Origin of the sequence: Nocardia sp. GP40, assembly GCF_050434125.1 — a bacterium.
GTDB classification, from domain to species: domain Bacteria; phylum Actinomycetota; class Actinomycetes; order Mycobacteriales; family Mycobacteriaceae; genus Nocardia; species Nocardia albiluteola.
Genome location: NZ_JBNPVW010000005.1, coordinates 96,857 through 113,549, shown reverse-complemented (window position 1 = coordinate 113,549; position 16,693 = coordinate 96,857). Strand labels below are relative to the sequence as shown.

The 16,693-nt window shown below is 70.2% G+C and carries 10 protein-coding genes; 5 read left to right on the top strand and 5 right to left on the bottom strand.

What is annotated here, in order from left to right:
• Positions 1-171: 171 nt before the first annotated feature.
• On the top strand, positions 172-1,920 hold the full coding sequence (gene glpD / locus ABH933_RS16960; protein WP_429427340.1) for a glycerol-3-phosphate dehydrogenase: 1,749 nt from the start codon (positions 172-174) through the stop codon (positions 1,918-1,920).
• Positions 1,921-1,994: 74 nt separating this feature from the next.
• Here glpD and ABH933_RS16955 read toward each other — a convergent pair whose 3' ends face one another.
• From ABH933_RS16955 to ABH933_RS16945, 3 genes are all read right to left on the bottom strand, one after another.
• The gene (locus ABH933_RS16955) at positions 1,995-2,234 is read right to left on the bottom strand and encodes a hypothetical protein (RefSeq protein ID WP_429427342.1); all 240 of its coding nucleotides are present in this window, start codon (positions 2,232-2,234) and stop codon (positions 1,995-1,997) included.
• A gap of 93 nt (positions 2,235-2,327) precedes the next feature.
• The gene (locus ABH933_RS16950; protein ID WP_429427344.1) at positions 2,328-3,077 is read right to left on the bottom strand and encodes a DNA-formamidopyrimidine glycosylase family protein; all 750 of its coding nucleotides are present in this window, start codon (positions 3,075-3,077) and stop codon (positions 2,328-2,330) included.
• A 261-nt stretch (positions 3,078-3,338) separates the two neighbouring features.
• A complete protein-coding gene (locus tag ABH933_RS16945; protein ID WP_429427346.1) occupies positions 3,339-3,884 on the bottom strand; it encodes a histidine phosphatase family protein in 546 nt (181 codons plus the stop codon).
• Between the two features lie 167 nt (positions 3,885-4,051).
• Between ABH933_RS16945 and ABH933_RS16940 the strand changes: the two genes are divergently transcribed.
• Positions 4,052-9,637 (top strand): Lhr family ATP-dependent helicase, encoded by a 5,586-nt coding sequence (locus ABH933_RS16940; protein WP_429427348.1) that lies wholly within the window; start codon positions 4,052-4,054, stop codon positions 9,635-9,637.
• A gap of 249 nt (positions 9,638-9,886) precedes the next feature.
• On the opposite strand, the gene ABH933_RS16935 is transcribed toward ABH933_RS16940, so the two are convergent.
• Together ABH933_RS16935 and amaB are read right to left on the bottom strand one after the other, a co-directional pair.
• Positions 9,887-10,708, bottom strand: coding sequence for a bifunctional allantoicase/(S)-ureidoglycine aminohydrolase (locus ABH933_RS16935; protein ID WP_429427350.1), 822 nt, complete (start codon positions 10,706-10,708; stop codon positions 9,887-9,889).
• 396 nt (positions 10,709-11,104) lie between these two features.
• On the bottom strand, positions 11,105-12,628 hold the full coding sequence (amaB, locus tag ABH933_RS16930; protein WP_429427352.1) for an L-piperidine-6-carboxylate dehydrogenase: 1,524 nt from the start codon (positions 12,626-12,628) through the stop codon (positions 11,105-11,107).
• Between the two features lie 70 nt (positions 12,629-12,698).
• Here amaB and ABH933_RS16925 point away from each other — a divergent pair, with 70 nt between their 5' ends.
• The 3 genes from ABH933_RS16925 (at position 12,699) to ABH933_RS16915 (ending at position 16,612) form a co-directional block, all read left to right on the top strand.
• Positions 12,699-13,151, top strand: a complete 453-nt coding sequence (locus ABH933_RS16925) for an Lrp/AsnC family transcriptional regulator (RefSeq protein WP_429427354.1) — start codon at positions 12,699-12,701, stop codon at positions 13,149-13,151.
• 95 nt (positions 13,152-13,246) lie between these two features.
• Positions 13,247-14,554, top strand: coding sequence for an L-lysine 6-transaminase (gene lat, locus ABH933_RS16920; RefSeq protein WP_429427512.1), 1,308 nt, complete (start codon positions 13,247-13,249; stop codon positions 14,552-14,554).
• 417 nt (positions 14,555-14,971) lie between these two features.
• A complete protein-coding gene (locus ABH933_RS16915; RefSeq protein ID WP_215916531.1) occupies positions 14,972-16,612 on the top strand; it encodes an acyl-CoA carboxylase subunit beta in 1,641 nt (546 codons plus the stop codon).
• Positions 16,613-16,693 lie beyond the last annotated feature (81 nt).

The window sequence follows — 16,693 nt, the reverse complement described above, 5'->3', positions numbered from 1 at the left end:
TAGGACCGATCCATTCGGTCGTCGGGGCGCTCGGTGGCCCTGCCGCACGGGGGAGTCGTTCGGGCCGCGGGTCGTATATCTCGCCGATGTTAGGGCGGTGCATTACTGTGGCTGCTAGCTATTTATCAGCGTCACCAACGAGCGGTTCAGAACCGGCCGGAGGAGTGGAGGATGACGGAGCAATCGCGAGTGCAGTCCCAGCCGTCCGGTGATCTGAGCCCGGAGCAGCGGGCCGCGGCCTGGGAGCGGCTCGGGCGGGATCATTTCGACGTCGTGGTCATCGGCGGCGGCGTGGTCGGTGCGGGCATCGCTCTGGACGCGGCGACCCGGGGGCTGGAGGTCGCCCTCGTCGAGGCGCGCGATCTGGCCTCGGGGACCTCGAGCCGCTCGTCGAAGATGTTCCACGGCGGCCTGCGGTATCTCGAGCAGCTCGATTTCGGGCTGGTGCGCGAGGCCCTGCGCGAGCGCGAGCTGAGCCTGAAAACCCTTGCGCCGCATCTGGTCAAGCCGCTGCGGTTTCTCTACCCGCTCACCCATCGGGTGTGGGAGCGGCCCTACGTCGCCTCGGGCCTGGTGCTGTACGACAGCATGGGTGGCGCGAAATCGGTACCGGGCCAACATCATCTGACCAGGTCGGCCGCGCTGCGACTGGCGCCGGGGCTGCGCCGCACCGCACTCGTCGGCGGGGTCACCTATTACGACACCGTCGTCGACGACGCCCGCCACACCATGACCGTGGCCCGCACGGCCGCACACTACGGCGCGGTCATCCGCACCTCCACCCAGGTCGTGGGGTTCGTGCGCGAGGCCGATCGGGTCGTCGGGGTGAGCGTGCGCGACAGCGAGGACGGGCGCACCACCGACGTCCGCGGCCACGTGGTGATCAATGCGACCGGGGTGTGGACCGACGAGATCCAGGCGCTCTCGCGCCAGCGCGGCCGCTTTCACGTGCGCGCGTCCAAGGGCGTGCACGTGGTCGTTCCGCGCGACCGCATCGCCAGCGACACCGCACTGATCCTGCGGACGCCGACCTCGGTGCTGTTCGTGATCCCCTGGGGCTCGAGCCACTGGATCATCGGCACCACCGACACCGACTGGAATCTGGATCTGGCCCATCCCGCGGCGACCAAGGCCGACATCGCCTACCTGCTGGAGCGGGTGAACCAGGTGCTGGTCACCCCGCTCACCCACGACGACATCCAGGGCGTCTACGCCGGGCTGCGCCCGCTGCTCGCGGGCGAGAGCGACGAGACCTCCAAGCTCTCGCGCGAGCATGCCGTCACGCGGATCGCGCCGGGCCTGGTGGCCATCGCGGGCGGCAAGTACACCACCTACCGGGTGATGGCCTACGACGCGGTCGACGCCGCGGCGCAGGACATTCCGCAGCGGGTGTCGCCCTCGATCACCGAGAAGGTGCCGCTGCTGGGTGCGGACGGCTACTTCGCCCTGCTCAATCAGGCCCAGCAGCTGGCGCAGAGCTACGGCGTGCATCCGTACCGGATCGAACATTTGCTCAACCGGTACGGCTCGCTGGTCACCGACGTGCTCGACCTGGCCGCGGGCAAACCCGAACTGCTGCAACCGATCACCACCGCCCCCACCTATCTGCGGGTGGAGGCGGTCTACGCGGTCGCGGCCGAGGGTGCCCTGCACCTCGACGACGTCCTGGCCCGCCGCACCCGCATCTCCATCGAGTATTCGCACCGCGGCGCGGGCTGTTCGGACGAGGTCGCGCGGCTGATCGCGCCGATCCTGGGCTGGAGCACCGAGCAGGCCGACTGGGAGGTCGCCACCTACAACGCCCGCGTCGACGCCGAAATCCACTCGCAGACACAGCCTGACGACATTTCGGCCGACGCCCTGCGGGTCGCCGCCCCGGAGCCGCGCCCGGAGATCCTGGAGCCGGTCCCGCTCGACTGATGCGGGCGCTGCACCCCGGTGCAGCGGACGATCCTGTTGTTGTTCCGGGGGTGCCGAACCGCCGGACGGGTTCCCTATCGGGTCGAGTAATGGTCGGCGCCGGATACGGCCACGTGGGCCGCGGGCGTGGTGCTGGCGACCGGTTCGGTGGTTCTGGTGACGGCGGTGTGCGGGGGTGTTGCCGGTGCGGGGCCGGACCAGGTGTGGAACAGCAGGTAGCTCAGGACGACGGTGATCGCGGCGGCAACCAGCGCGTTCAGCAGTTGCCGCGCTATGCGCGGGAACCGGCGCATGGTGGTCGTCACCGTAGTCATCTGCCTGCTTCCTGCGCGTCGTGAACTGCCCTCGCAGGAGGAGTCGTTCGCGAGGGGCGCGATGTTAGCTATTGAGTGGCAAATTACATCGATTCACACCTGACAGCCGGTGCAGAAGTAGATCCCGCGCTCGCGGTCCGGTCCCTCGCCGATCAGCGTGAGCGTCAGATTCGTGCCGCAGCGACGGCAGGGGCGGCGGTGGCGGCCGTAGGCGAAGGGGCGCCACGGCGGATTGTGCGCGGCGGAATGCAGCACGGTATGCGCGCGATCGACCAGCGCGCGCAGGTCCGGGACGGACCCGACCGGAATGCGCGGATCCACCCGCTCGACGAAGCAGATCTCGCTACGAAAGATATTGCCGATTCCGGCCAGATTCGTCTGATCGAGCAGCGCCAGCGCGATCGGCCGGTCCGGATCCGCGGCCAGGCGCCGCACCGCCTCGGCGGCATCCCAATTCGGCCCGAGCAGATCCGGGCCGAGGTGGTCGACGGCGGTGTGCTCCTGCTCGATCGGCAGCACCTCGACCGTGCCGAGGGAGAACCCGACGGCCTCGGCGTCGTCGGTGGCCAGGACCAGTCGCGCGGTGAACCCCGGCTTGCGCCACCGCTCGCCCGGCGCGTGCACCCGCCACTCACCCTCCATCTTCAGATGGGTGTGGATGCTGAGCGCGGGGGTGCGGACGAACAGGTGTTTGCCGTAACTGCCCACGCTCTCCACGGGCTGCCCGCTCAGGTCCAGCGTTGCATATCGCGGCACCCGAAAATCGCTGTGGGTCAGCGTCTTCCCGGCCAACGCCGCCCGCAGCCGGGCGGCGGTGCGGAATACCGTGTCACCCTCGGGCATGGGCCAACGGTAGTCCTCGGGCTCGCCCGCGCTGGTATCGGCCGTGATTCGCGCCCGCGGTCGTCATCACCGAGCCGGCGAGCCGGGCATTCAGCGCCGGTGCACCTCGAGCGAGGTGCGCACACCTCCAACGCGCCCTCGATCCAGGCGGGCTCGAGGCTGGTGTGGTCGCCCGCGAAATGCACCCGGCCCTCGACCGATCGGGTCGCGGCGTGGTGCTCGTGCAGCTGGCCTGGGGTGGGGATGGCCGACGGCCGCGGTTCAGGCGCGAAAATGCAGCGTCCATTCGCCGCGGTAGTTCAGGCGCGTGATGCCGACCGGAGGAATGTCGATGCGCCAGAACGATTTTGCCGGGGCGTCGAGGGTGAGCAGCAGGGCCGAGCGGATCACCGCGGGATGGGTGACCGCGATGGTCGGCAGGCCCTCCGCGGCGATGTCGAACAGCCACTGCCTGGTCCGATCGATCACATCGATGACCGCCTCGCCGCCGTGACCACGGAATTTCGGATCCGTGAGCCAGGCGTACAACTCCTCCTGCGGCACCGACATCAGCTCGCCGCCCCGCCAGGCGCCCGCGTCCAGGTCGCGCAGGCGATCGTCCTGCTCGCCCAGCAGGCCCAGCAGCGCCGCGGTCTCGACGGCGCGGCGCTCGGGCGCGGTCAGGACGCGGGCGGCGTGCAGGCGGCCGCACTCGGCGACCGCGCGGCGTCCGGCTTCGGTCAGGGGCTCGTCCACCGGGAATCGTGCCTTGCGCATCGCCTCGGTCATGCCATGGCTGACAAGGTCGAGTCGGAGCACCTTCTGCACGTTCCGAAGCCTACGGCGCGGCCTCGCTGGCTGTGTCGCGATTGCTCCGCCTCCGGGCGACACGCCCCGGCCCGCCCCGCCAGGTGTGCCCGGCATGAACCGTGCGTCCGGATTCGGGCGCAGGCGGTCCTGGACTTTCTGTCGGTGCCTCGGTGCAGACTGATGCCATGGACCAGTTCTCCCGCCCGACCCAGGAGTGGTTCGAGGGCGCGTTCCCCGCGCCGACGGCCGCCCAGTTGGGGGCGTGGGGTGCCATTGCGGCGGGTGAGCACACGCTGGTCATCGCGCCCACCGGATCGGGCAAGACGCTCTCGGCCTTCCTGTGGGCCATCGACCGGCTGGCCGCACGCGGGCCGCGGAAAGCCCCGCCGGGCACGTCGGTGCTCTACGTCTCCCCGCTCAAGGCGCTGGCCGTGGATGTCGAGCGCAATCTGCGCGCACCGCTGGTCGGGGTGACGCAGACCGCCAAGCGGCTCGGGCTGCCCGCGCCGGATATCACCGTCGGCGTCCGGTCCGGGGATACGCCCGCGGCCACGCGCAGAGCGATGCAGCGCACCCCGCCCGACATTCTCATCACCACCCCCGAATCGCTGTTTCTCATGCTCACCTCGGCCGCGCGCGAAACGCTGCGCACGGTGCACACCGTCATCGTCGACGAGGTGCATGCCATTGCTGGATCCAAACGCGGTGCGCACCTTGCCCTTTCGCTGGCCCGGCTGGATGTGCTGGCGCAGACGCCCGGGCTGGACGGGTCGATAGGGCAGGCACGGCCCGCGCAACGGATCGGACTGTCGGCCACGGTGCGTCCGCCCGAGGAGGTCGGCCGCTTCCTGGTGGGCGCGGCGCCGATCACCATCGTCGCCCCGCCCGCGCCGAAGACCTTCGATCTGTCGGTCCGGGTGCCGGTCGCGGATATGACAGAGCCCGATCCGGTGGGCGAATTCGACGAGGACCAGTCCCGCACGCCCTCCATCTGGCCGCATGTCGATGCGGCCATCGTGGATCTGGTTGTGCGGCACCGGTCCTCGATCGTCTTCGCCAACTCGCGGCGGCTGGCCGAGCGACTCACCGCCCGGCTGAACGAGACGTATGCCGAGCGGCTGGGCGACTCGGTCGACCTCGATTCGGGTGACTCCGCCGCGCCGGGGGCGTCGGCGGTCGCGGCGGGCGACGGGCACTCCGCGGGGCCGGCGCTGGGCCGGCGGGTCGCCGAATCCGGGGATCCGACACCGGCATTCGCGGGCCCGCCGCCGGTGTCGCCGGGCCGGACCCCCTCCGAGTACGGCGCGACCGGCGAGGTGAATCACGGCGCGGCGGCGCTGCTGGCCCGGGCCCACCACGGCTCGGTCAGCAAGGAACAGCGCGCGATCATCGAGGACGACCTCAAGACCGGGCGGCTGCGATGCGTGGTGGCGACCAGCAGCCTCGAGCTCGGAATCGACATGGGCGCGGTCGATCTCGTGGTCCAGGTGGAGGCACCGCCGTCGGTGGCCAGCGGCCTGCAGCGGGTGGGCCGGGCCGGGCATCAGGTGGGTGAGATCTCCCGGGGCGTGATCTTCCCCAAGCATCGCACCGATGTGATCCACTGCGCGGTCGCCTCGATGCGCATGACCGCCGGGCAGATCGAGCAGTTGCGCATTCCCGCGCACCCACTCGACATCCTGGCTCAGCAGACCGTCGCTGCCTGCGCGCTCGAGCCGATCGATGCGGACGCCTGGTTCGAGACCGTCAGGGGCACGGGCAGTTACGCGGAGCTGCCGCGCTCGGCGTTCGAGGCGGTGCTGGACCTGCTGTCCGGGCGCTATCCGTCGGACGAGTTCGCCGAACTGCGGCCGCGCGTGGTGTGGGATCGCGATGCGGGCACGCTCACCGGGCGCCCCGGAGCGCAGCGGCTCGCGGTCACCTCGGGCGGGGCGATCCCCGACCGCGGGTTGTTCCCGGTGTTCATGGTGGGCGAGAAGGCCTCGCGCGTAGGCGAGCTCGACGAGGAGATGGTCTACGAGTCCCGCGTGGGTGATGTGTTCGCGCTCGGCGCCACGAGCTGGCGCATCGAGGACATCACGCACGACCGCGTGCTCGTCACGCCGGCCTTCGGCCTGCCCGGGCGGCTTCCGTTCTGGCACGGGGATTCGCTCGGCCGCCCGGCCGAATTGGGTGCGGCGCTGGGAGAATTCGTCCGCACGGCCGGACAGGCGATCGAGCACGCACCGGCGGCGCAGCTCGATGCGCTGGTTCGCTCGGCGGAGTCGCCCGGATCGCGCGCGTCCGGGGATCTCGATGCAGCGCCGGACCGAGTCGGATCGACCGCATCCGACGACTCCGATGCGGGCACGCCCCGGAGTCTTGCCGCGAGCTCCCGCGGCAGGCGCCGTAAATCCGGTGATTCCCTCGCCGCAGCCGCGGATGTGGCGACGTCCGCACCGGGCGAAAGCGCTGCGACGGTGGCGAAATCCGGCTCGACGGCGAGCAAATCCCCGGCGGCAGGCACGCCCGCGTCGGCAGCCAGATCCGGTGCGGCCCGGCACAAGTCCAGCGGCGCCGCAACGGCTGGAGCCGAGCTCTCGGCGCTCGAGCAGATCGTGCACGCCGCGGGCCTGGACGACTTCGCGACCGCGAATCTCGTTGCGCTGCTGCGGGAGCAGAGCTCGGCGACGGGGCACCTGCCGACCGATCGGACGCTGCTGGTCGAGCGGTTTCGCGATGAGCTCGGCGACTGGCGGCTGGTGCTGCATTCGCCGTACGGTCAGCCGGTGCACGCGCCGTGGGCGCTCGCGGTGGGCGCGCGGCTGCGCGAGCGCTTCGGGGTCGACGCGGTGCCCACGGCCGCCGACGACGGGATCGTCGTGCGCCTGCCGGACACCACCGACGATCCGCCGGGTGCGGATCTGTTCGTCTTCGAACCCGAGGAGATCGACGAGCTGGTGACCGAACAGGTCGGCGGCTCCGCGCTTTTCGCGTCCCGGTTCCGCGAGTGTTCCGCGCGCGCCCTGTTGCTGCCGCGCCGCGATCCGGGCCGGCGGGCGCCGCTGTGGCAGCAGCGCCAGCGCGCGGCCCAGCTGCTGGATGTGGCGCGCAAGTTTCCCGACTTCCCGATGCTGCTCGAGACGGTGCGCGAATGCCTGCAGGACGTCTACGATCTGCCCGCGCTGCGCGAGCTCCAGTCCGGGATCGCCCGGCGCAAGCTGCGGCTGGTGGAGGTCGAGACGGCCACGCCGTCGCCCTTCGCCAATGCGCTGCTGTTCGACTACATCGGGCAGTTCATGTACGAGGGCGATAGCCCGCTGGCCGAACGCCGCGCCGCCGCGCTCTCGCTGGATTCGAGCCTGCTCGCCGAACTGCTCGGGCGGGTGGAGCTGCGCGAGCTGCTCGATCCTGCCGTGCTCGAGCTGACCGAGCGGGAACTGCAGCGCCTCACCGACGAACGCCACGCCCGCGACGCCGAGGGCCTGGCCGACCTGCTGCGCCTGCTGGGTCCGTTGACCGCGCAGGAGGCGGCCCAGCGCTGCACCGCCGATCCCGGCCCGTGGTTCGCCGGGCTCGCCGTGGCCCGCCGCGCGCTGGAGGTGTCCTTCGCCGGGCAGCGCTGGTGGGCCGCGGTCGAGGACGCGGCTCGTCTGCGCGACGCCCTGGGCGTGCCGCTGCCGATCGGGACGCCCGCGGCGTTCATCGAGCCGGTCGCGGACCCCCTCGGCGACCTGGTCGGGCGCTATGCCCGCACGCACGGCCCGTTCGGACTGGAGGCGCTGGCGCACCGGTTCGGCATCGGTACGGCGGTGGCCGCCACCGCGCTGCATCGCCTGGCCGCCGAAAAACGCGTCGTGGAGGGCGAATTCACCCCGGGTGCCGCGGGCGCGGAGTGGTGCGACACCCAGGTGCTGCGCCGATTGCGGCGGCGATCGCTGGCCGCGGCCCGCAAGGACGTCGAGCCGGTCGCCACCGCCGCCTTCGCCCGGTTCCTGCCCGCCTGGCAGCATGTCGGCACCGCCGAGCTACGCGGCGTGGACGGGGTCTTCGCGGTCGTGGAACAGCTTGCGGGCGTACCGATTCCGGCCTCGGCGTGGGAGACGCTCGTCCTGCCCGCCCGAGTACGCGACTACACCCCCGCAATGCTCGACGAGCTGATGGCTACGGGCGAGGTCGTCTGGTCCGGCCACGGATCCATCACCGCCAAGGACGGCTGGATCGCCCTGCACCCCGCCGACCAGGCCCCCCTGACCCTGCCCCCACCCGACGACATCGACCTCACCGAAACCCAGATCCAACTGCTGCTGGCGCTGGGCGCGACCGTTATTCCGACGTCGCCGGCAGTAGGGGATTCATCACCGCTCGCCGGTGCCGCCCGGTCTGCATCAGGGTCTGGCGCGGCCAAGTCACCGGCTGCCGGCAAGGCGGCTCGAGACCGGCAATCGCCGGACACGCCGACGGTGGGCGATGCCCCACGAGCCGTGGAAATACACAGTTGGGCAGCAGATTTCCCCGACTCGATCGGTACCCGAACATCCGATCGGGCCGTCCGGTCGGTCGATACGGCTGAAGCGGCCGATACCGAGCGAGGCGAGCCGTGGGGCGATGCGGCCGAAGCGGCGGACGATGCCACAGAGCGCGCGAAGGGTCGCCACCTGCAGGCAGATTCCGCGGCTGCGCCCCTCGTCGGAATGGCCGGGTCAGGGGATTTCGCCACGACGGATGAGGGCGCGCATGGCGTAGCGCCGCCGGAGCCGGGGGCTACTGCCTCCGAGCGGGCCGATGCCTTGTCGTCCGGGGGCCCGGCCGATGGTAGTGACACCGTGGCCGGCGAGCCGAAAACCGCACGGGTGCAGGTGATTCCGTCGTCCGGGGGCGCATACTTCTTCCGGCAGCTATCCGATTCCACCGGGCTGCTCGACGATGCGGCGGTCGCGGCGGCGTTGTGGGAGCTGGTGTGGGCCGGGTACGTCGGGGGCGACACCTTCGCGCCGGTGCGGGCGCTGCTGTCCGGGACGACGCGCACCACCACCGCGCATCGCTCGCCGCGGCGCACCCCGCGGGGGCGGGCGTATCTGCCGCGGCCGAACATGCCGGTCCGGTCGGGTCCGCCGACCGTGGCCGGACGCTGGTCGCTGCTGCCGGAACGCGTGTCCGACAACACGATTCGCGCGCACGCGACCGCCGATCAGCTGCTGGAGCGGTACGGCGTACTGACCCGGGGCGCCGTGCAGGGCGAGGGGATTCCGGGTGGATTCGCGCTGATGTACCGCGTGCTCACCGAATTCGAGGACCGCGGGCGTTGCCGCCGCGGCTATTTCATCGATTCCCTGGGCGGCGCCCAGTTCTCTACGACCGATGTCGTGGATCGGCTGCGGTCGTTCGACACCGATCGCGACGACCGGGTCATCGGTTCAGCGGTCGTCCTCGCGGCCTGCGATCCCGCCAACCCCTACGGTGCGGCGCTGCCCTGGCCGAAGGGGGCGGCCGAGGGCGCGGGCCATCGCCCGGGCCGCAAGGCGGGCGCGCTGGTCGTCCTCATCGACGGCGATCTCACCCTCTACCTCGAACGCGGCGGCAAGACCCTGCTCACCTTCACCGAGGATCCCGAACGCCGCACCCGGGCGGCCGCGGCCCTGGCCGCCCTGGTCCACGACCGTCGCGTCGACTCCCTGGTCGTCGAGCGCGTCGACGGCGACTCGGTGCACGGCAACACCTTCGCCACCTTCCTCACCGACGCGGGCTTCGCCCCCACCCCGCGCGGCTTCCGGCTGCGCGGCCGGCCGTAGGTCCGTGCGGACGGTTCGACCGTCGGCGTCGGGAGTGGATCGGCACGACGTTGGCCGGTTTCGTCCCGCTGGCGTCGATCCGGATGTCAGCGCGTGCTGCGGCGCCGGTGCGGTCAGCGACGCGGCCACCGTGATCGGATTATCCGACGCGGCTATGGGCACCGAGGCGATGCCCATCGACCGCGTCCGTCGCACCCGTATCACGACAGGCGATACGGGCGACGCGCGGACAACCGGCCCGGGCAGTCCTCAGGTCAGCTTGATCTGGCGGTTGACGTCCTTGTACAGCAGGTAGCGGAACTTGCCGGGGCCGCCCGCGTAGCAGGCCTGCGGGCAGAAGGCACGCAGCCAGAGGAAGTCGCCGGCCTGGACCTCGACCCAGTCGTCGTTGAGGCGGTACACCGCCTTGCCCTCGAGAATGTAGATCCCGTGCTCCATCACGTGCGTCTCCGCGAACGGGATCACCGCGCCCGGCTCGAAGGTCACGATGTTGACGTGCATATCGTGCGCGAGGTCGCTGGGGTCGACGAACCGGGTGGTGGCCCAGGCGCCGTCGGTGTCCGGCATCGGCGACGGATCGACGTCCTGCTCCTGCACGGCGAACGCCTTGGGTGCGGGCTGGCCGTCGACGGCCTCGTAGGCCTTGCGGACCCACGTGAAGGTGGCGGCCGAGTCCGACTCGTTGGCCACCGACCACTCGCTGCCCGCCGGGAGATAGGCGTATCCACCGGGCGTCAGGGCGTGCGTGCTGCCCCCGATGACGACGGTCAGCGCGCCGCTCAGCAGGAACAGCACCGACTCCACGCCGCGTTCCGGCTCTGGTGCGGTGCTGCCGCCGCCGGGGGACACCTCGACGATGTACTGCGCGAAGGTGGTGGCGAATCCGGAAACCGGCTTGGCGAGAATCCACGAGCGGGTCTTCTTCCAGCCCGGCAGGTTGCTGGTGACGATGTCACGAAGCACACCGCGCGGTATGACCGTGTATGCCTCCTTCACGATGGCGCGGTCGGTCAGCAGCATGGTCTGCGACGGCAGCCCGCCGTCGGGTGCGTAATACGTCGGCTTGCTCAATGTTTGCAACTCCTGATCTGTGCTAGCCGTCTCAACCCGGCCATGCGGCACATGGCACCCGCTGACCGGATATTTCGAGAGATTACGCCGCCCGAATACTTTGCCAAACGATAGGAAATACCGATAACTGGTGGGTGTCTCGCCGCCGGTATGGGGGCTCGTCCGATAGGACCCGGTTGGTGCCGGACGGGCCGGGCACGGGCCGGAGGCCTTGTGGGTCGCGTCGTTCGCGCGTCCGGCACCGACGCGGTTGGTCCCGAAGCACCGGGCACGGGTTGTGAGTCCCTTTGGCGCGCGCCGTCCGGGTACCGAACCGGTTGTTGCCGGACGAGCTGAGGGGCCGGGCACGGGCGCTGTTCGGCGCGGGGTGATACCGGCTCGTGCGGCCCCGCAGCCTCAGCCGAACTGAATCCCCTGCGCGAGCGGCAGATCCGTGGAGTAGTTGACGGTGTTGGTGGCCCGGCGCATATACGCCTTCCAGGAGTCCGACCCCGATTCGCGGCCGCCGCCGGTCTGCTTCTCCCCGCCGAACGCGCCGCCGATCTCCGCCCCCGACGTACCGATGTTCACGTTGGCGATGCCGCAGTCCGAGCCGTCGGCGGCCAGGAAGCGCTCGGCCTCGCGCTGGTCGCGGGTGAACACGGCCGAGGACAGGCCCTGGGGTACCGCGTTGTGCAGGGCGATGGCCTCGTCGAAGTCGTCGTAGGTGAGCACGTACAGGATCGGCGCGAAGGTTTCCTCGCGGACGACCTCGGTCTGTGCGGGCATGCGGACCAGGGCCGGGTGCACGTAGTACGAATCCTCGCCGTGCACCATGACTCGCTCACCGCCGCACAGCAATTCGCCGCCGTCGGCGACCGCGCGGGTCAGCGCCTCCTGCATCGCGGTGTAGGCCCGGCTGTTGATCAGCGGGCCGACCAGCACCCCGTCCTCGAGCGGACTGCCCACCCGAAGCTGGCGATACGCGGCCTCGATCCGGTCGGTCAGCGGACCGACGACGTCGGTGTGCGCGATCAGGCGGCGCAGCGAGGTGCAGCGCTGCCCGGCGGTACCGGCGGCCGCGAAAACCACACCGCGCGTGGCCAATTCGAGATCCGCCGAGGGAGTGACGATCGCCGCGTTGTTGCCGCCCAGCTCCAGCAGGCAGCGCCCGAACCGCGCGGCCACCCGCGGGCCCACGGTGCGGCCCATCCGCACCGATCCGGTCGCGCTGACCAGCGCGATGCGCTCGTCGTCGACCAGCCGTGCCCCGGCGTCTGCGGCGCCCTGGATCAGCTGGTGGATCTCCGGATCCGCACCGACCTCCGCCGCCGCGCGCCGCAGCAGGCCGTGACAGGCCAGCGCGGTCAAAGGCGTTGTCTCCGACGGCTTCCAGACCACGGTGTCGCCGCACACCAGCGCCACCGCGGTGTTCCACGCCCACACCGCCACCGGGAAGTTGAACGCCGAGAGCACCCCCACGACGCCGAGCGGATGCCAGGTCTCCATGAGCCGATGCCCGGGCCGCTCCGAGGCCATGGTGCGCCCGTACAACTGCCGCGACAACCCCACCGCGAACTCGCAGATGTCGATCATCTCCTGCACCTCGCCGCGCGCCTCGGCGCCGATCTTGCCCGCCTCGAGGGTGACCAGCTCGCCGAGTTCGTGCTGATGCGCGGTCAGCAGCTCGCCCAGCCGTCGCACCACGGCGGCCCGCTGCGGCGCGGGCACCGTGCGCCAATCGCGGAATGCGGTGGCCGCCTTGCCGATCGCGGCGTCGATCTCCGCGTCCGAACTCGGCGACAGGGTCGTCAGCTCGCCGCCGGTAATCGGGGTGCGTGCGGGCAGCAGCCCCGGCGCGGGCGGCGTGGTGCCCAGCGTGCGCAGCAACTGTTCGGCGCGGGCGGCCAGTTCGCGGGTGTCGGGGGCGGCAATGGTCATGGGTGTCTCCGTATCTGCTGGCTGGGACGGTTTCGGCCACGATGTCGGTCGGCTGCGTTAGCCTTCGCTGATGGCGGATGCACCGGCGAAACCTGTTCTGGACGACATCGATCGACTACTGATTCGCGAGCTGATGGACGATGGCCGGGCCACGCTGTCCAATCTCGCGGAGAAGGCGAATCTGTCGGTGTCCGCGGTGCAGTCGCGGGTGCGCAGGCTCGAGGCGCGGGGTGTGATCCGCGGGTACACCGCGCAGATCGATCCCGAGGCGCTGGGGCAAATGCTCTCGGCATTTGTCGCGATCACTCCTCTCGACCCGTCGCAGCCCGACGAGGCTCCGGCGCTCCTGCGGCACGTCCCCGGCATCGAAGCTTGCCATTCGGTGGCGGGCGAGGACAGCTACGTGCTGATGGTGCGCGTCGCCTCGCCGCGGCACCTGGAACAGTTGCTGCAGGAGATCCGCGTCACCGCAAATGTTCAGACGCGCAGCACCATCATCCTGCAGACATTCTATGACAGATGATGCCTGATCGTAACTTTGTTTGTAAAGGCGTAGAAAAAGCGTAAATGTTTGCGTAGCCTCGTGGTGTGACCCTCGAAATGGAGCGCCCCGGGGTGATGGCAGATGCGCCGCAGGTCACCCCCGCCACGGTGCATGAGATTCTGTCCGCGAGCATCCTCGCCGACGGCTTCGATCTGGTGCTCGACCTAGCCAGATCCCGAGGCCGCCGGCTCGTCGACGCCCGCGACGGCACCCCGTATCTGGACATGTTCGGCTTCTTCGCCTCCTCGGCGCTGGGCATGAACCATCCGGACCTGGCCGACGACGCGGAGTTCCGCGACGAGCTGGTGGTCGCGGCGCTGAACAAGCCCAGCAACTCCGACATCTACACCGTCGAGATGGCCCGCTTCGTGGAGACCTTCGCCCGCGTCCTGGGCGATCCCGCGCTGCCGCATCTGTTCTTCATCGACGGCGGCGCCCTCGCGGTGGAGAACGCGCTCAAGGCGGCCTTCGACTGGAAGAGCCGCCACAACGAAATGCACGGCCGCCCCGCCGAACTCGGCACCAAGGTGTTGCACCTGACCGGTGCCTTCCACGGCCGCAGCGGCTACACCCTGTCGCTGACGAACACCGATCCGGTCAAGACCGCCCGCTTCCCGAAATTCGACTGGCCGCGCATCGAAACGCCCTATCTGGCAAGCGAAGTCGACATCGAGGCCGCCGAGGCTTACGCCCTCGCGCAGGCCCGCGCAGCCTTCGCCGAAAACCCGCATGACATAGCGTGTTTCATCGCCGAACCCATCCAGGGCGAGGGCGGCGACCGGCACCTGCGGCCGGAATTCCTGCGCGCGGTGCAGGCGCTGTGCCGCGAGCACGACGCGCTGTTCGTGCTCGACGAGGTGCAGACCGGCGTCGCCTCGACCGGCACCCGGTGGGCATACGAGCAGCTGGGCGTAGAGCCGGACATCGTTGCCTTCGGCAAGAAGACGCAGGTGTGCGGGATCATGGCGGGCGGGCGGCTCGACGAGGTGCCCGGCAACGTCTTCGCCGTGAGCTCGCGGCTGAACTCCACCTGGGGCGGCAACCTCGCGGACATGGTGCGCGCGCGGCGCATCCTCGAGGTGATCGAGCGCGACGAGCTGCCCGCCCGCGCCGCCGAGCTCGGCGCCCACCTGCTCGAGCGGCTCACGGACCTGGCCGCGCGGCATCCGGAGGTCACCGATCCGCGCGGGCGCGGGCTGTTCTGCGCGATCACGCTGGAATCGGCGGCCCTGCGGGACGCGGTGGTCACGGCCATGCGCGAACGCGAGCGGGTGCTGCTGCTGGGCACGGGCGAGCGAGGCATCCGGTTCCGCCCGCCGCTGACGGTCACCGTCGCGGAACTGGACGAGGCTATCGACGCGCTCGACCGCGTCCTGGGCTGAGCCGGCTCCGGGGGCGGGCCCGTCGGCCGTCCGCCCCGGATGCCGTCCGCCGCACATTTCGCACCAGGCTCGGACAGTGTCGGCCCGGTCCCGTGCCGCGCCACGGTCTGGCGCGCGATGCTGCGCCCGAATGCGGTGAAAGAACTTGTCGGAACTCGATATTCGCGGTGTCACGCACCGATTCCGGGTGCCCGAGGCGTCGCGGCGGCCACATGCTCGCCCGCGCCGGCCGCACCCGGCGCGGCCCGGCGCGCCGAAGTCCGTTCCCGACGGCGTTTTCCGGTCCGCCCGAGGCGGTTTCGGCTCGGCCGCATCGCATTTGACCAGCGCTTTTCTGCTGGCAAGGGGTCAATAGGGTACTCGCGAGTAGCCCCCTCGGAGGTTCCCCGTGTCCCTGCTACTGGTTACACTCCGGGCATGACGAGTGTCCAGCAGCAGCCAGTGCCGGGGTCGGCTGGCGCCCCCGATATCCACACCACCGCCGGCAAGCTTGCTGATCTGCGCAATCGGCTGGAAGAGGCCAAGCACCCGATGGGTGAGGCCGCCGTCGACAAGGTGCACGCCAAGGGCAAGATGACCGCGCGTGAGCGCATCCTGGCCCTGCTGGACGAGGGCTCGTTCGTCGAGATGGATGCGCTGGCCCGGCACCGCAGCGTGAATTTCGGCCTGGAGAACAACCGCCCGCTCGGTGACGGCGTGGTCACCGGCTACGGCACCATCGACGGCCGCGACGTGTGCATCTTCTCCCAGGACTCCACCGTCTTCGGCGGCAGCCTCGGCGAGGTGTACGGCGAGAAGATCGTCAAAGTCATGGATCTGGCGATCAAGACCGGCCGCCCGCTCATCGGCATCAACGACGGCGCGGGCGCGCGCATTCAGGAGGGCGTGGTCTCCCTCGGCCTGTACGGCGAGATCTTCCACCGCAACATCCAGGCCTCGGGCGTCATCCCGCAGATCTCGCTGATCCTGGGCGCGGCCGCGGGCGGGCACGTGTACTCCCCGGCGCTGACCGACTTCGTCATCATGGTCGACGAGACCAGCCAGATGTTCATCACCGGCCCGGACGTCATCAAGACCGTCACCGGCGAAGAGGTCACCATGGAGGAGCTGGGCGGCGCCCACACCCACATGGTGAAGTCCGGCACCGCGCACTACGTCGCCTCCGGCGAGCAGGACGCCCTGGACTACGTGCGCGATCTGCTGAGCTACCTGCCCAGCAACAACCGCGCCGAGGCCCCGCGCTTCCCCGCGACGGACCCGATCACCGGCTCGATCGAGGAGTCGCTGACCGAGGAGGATCGCGAGCTCGACTCGCTGATCCCGGACTCGGCGAACCAGCCGTACGACATGCACGAGGTGATCCGTCGCCTCGTCGACGACGACGAGTTCTTCGAGGTGCAGGCCGAGCGCGCGCGGAACATCATCATCGGCTTCGCCCGGATCGACGGTCGCAGTGTGGGATTCGTGGCCAACCAGCCCATGCAGTTCGCCGGCTGCCTGGACATCGACGCCTCGGAGAAGGCCGCGCGCTTTGTGCGCACCTGCGACGCGTTCAACATTCCGATCATCACCCTGGTGGACGTGCCGGGCTTCCTGCCGGGCACCGATCAGGAGTACAACGGCATCATCCGCCGTGGCGCCAAGCTGCTGTACGCGTACGGCGAGGCGACCGTGGGGAAGATCACCATCATCACCCGCAAGGCCTACGGCGGCGCCTACGACGTCATGGGCTCCAAGCACATGGGCGCGGATGTGAACCTGGCCTGGCCGACGGCGCAGATCGCGGTCATGGGCGCCTCGGGCGCGGTCGGCTTCGTCTACCGCAAGCAGCTCAAGGAGGCCGCCGCCGAGGGCGCCGACGTGGATGCGCTGCGCCTGGAGCTGCAGAACGAGTACGAGGACACCCTCGTGAACCCGTACGTGGCCGCCGAGCGCGGCTATGTCGACGCCGTCATCCCGCCCTCGCACACTCGCGGCCAGATCGTCTCGGCGCTGCGGCTGCTCGAGCGCAAGATGGTCAGCCTGCCGCCGAAGAAGCACGGCAACATTCCGCTCTGATTCAGCGATATTCCGCGTGTCGGGAGCTGACTCGAGTGTGACACCACAGACAGTTGCGCGCGAGAGTGCATGATCCGAGCG

Bases quoted from the DNA above. Each gene is read 5' to 3' on its own strand.
- ABH933_RS16940 (WP_429427348.1), top strand. From the start codon at position 4,052: ATGGACCAGTTCTCCCGCCCGACCCAGGAGTGGTTCGAGGGCGCGTTC.
- glpD (WP_429427340.1), top strand. From the start codon at position 172: ATGACGGAGCAATCGCGAGTGCAGTCCCAGCCGTCCGGTGATCTGAGC.
- ABH933_RS16925 (WP_429427354.1), top strand. From the start codon at position 12,699: ATGGCGGATGCACCGGCGAAACCTGTTCTGGACGACATCGATCGACTA.
- ABH933_RS16950 (WP_429427344.1), bottom strand. From the start codon at position 3,077: ATGCCCGAGGGTGACACGGTATTCCGCACCGCCGCCCGGCTGCGGGCG.
- lat (WP_429427512.1), top strand. From the start codon at position 13,247: ATGGCAGATGCGCCGCAGGTCACCCCCGCCACGGTGCATGAGATTCTG.
- amaB (WP_429427352.1), bottom strand. From the start codon at position 12,628: ATGACCATTGCCGCCCCCGACACCCGCGAACTGGCCGCCCGCGCCGAA.
- ABH933_RS16915 (WP_215916531.1), top strand. From the start codon at position 14,972: ATGACGAGTGTCCAGCAGCAGCCAGTGCCGGGGTCGGCTGGCGCCCCC.
- ABH933_RS16955 (WP_429427342.1), bottom strand. From the start codon at position 2,234: ATGACTACGGTGACGACCACCATGCGCCGGTTCCCGCGCATAGCGCGG.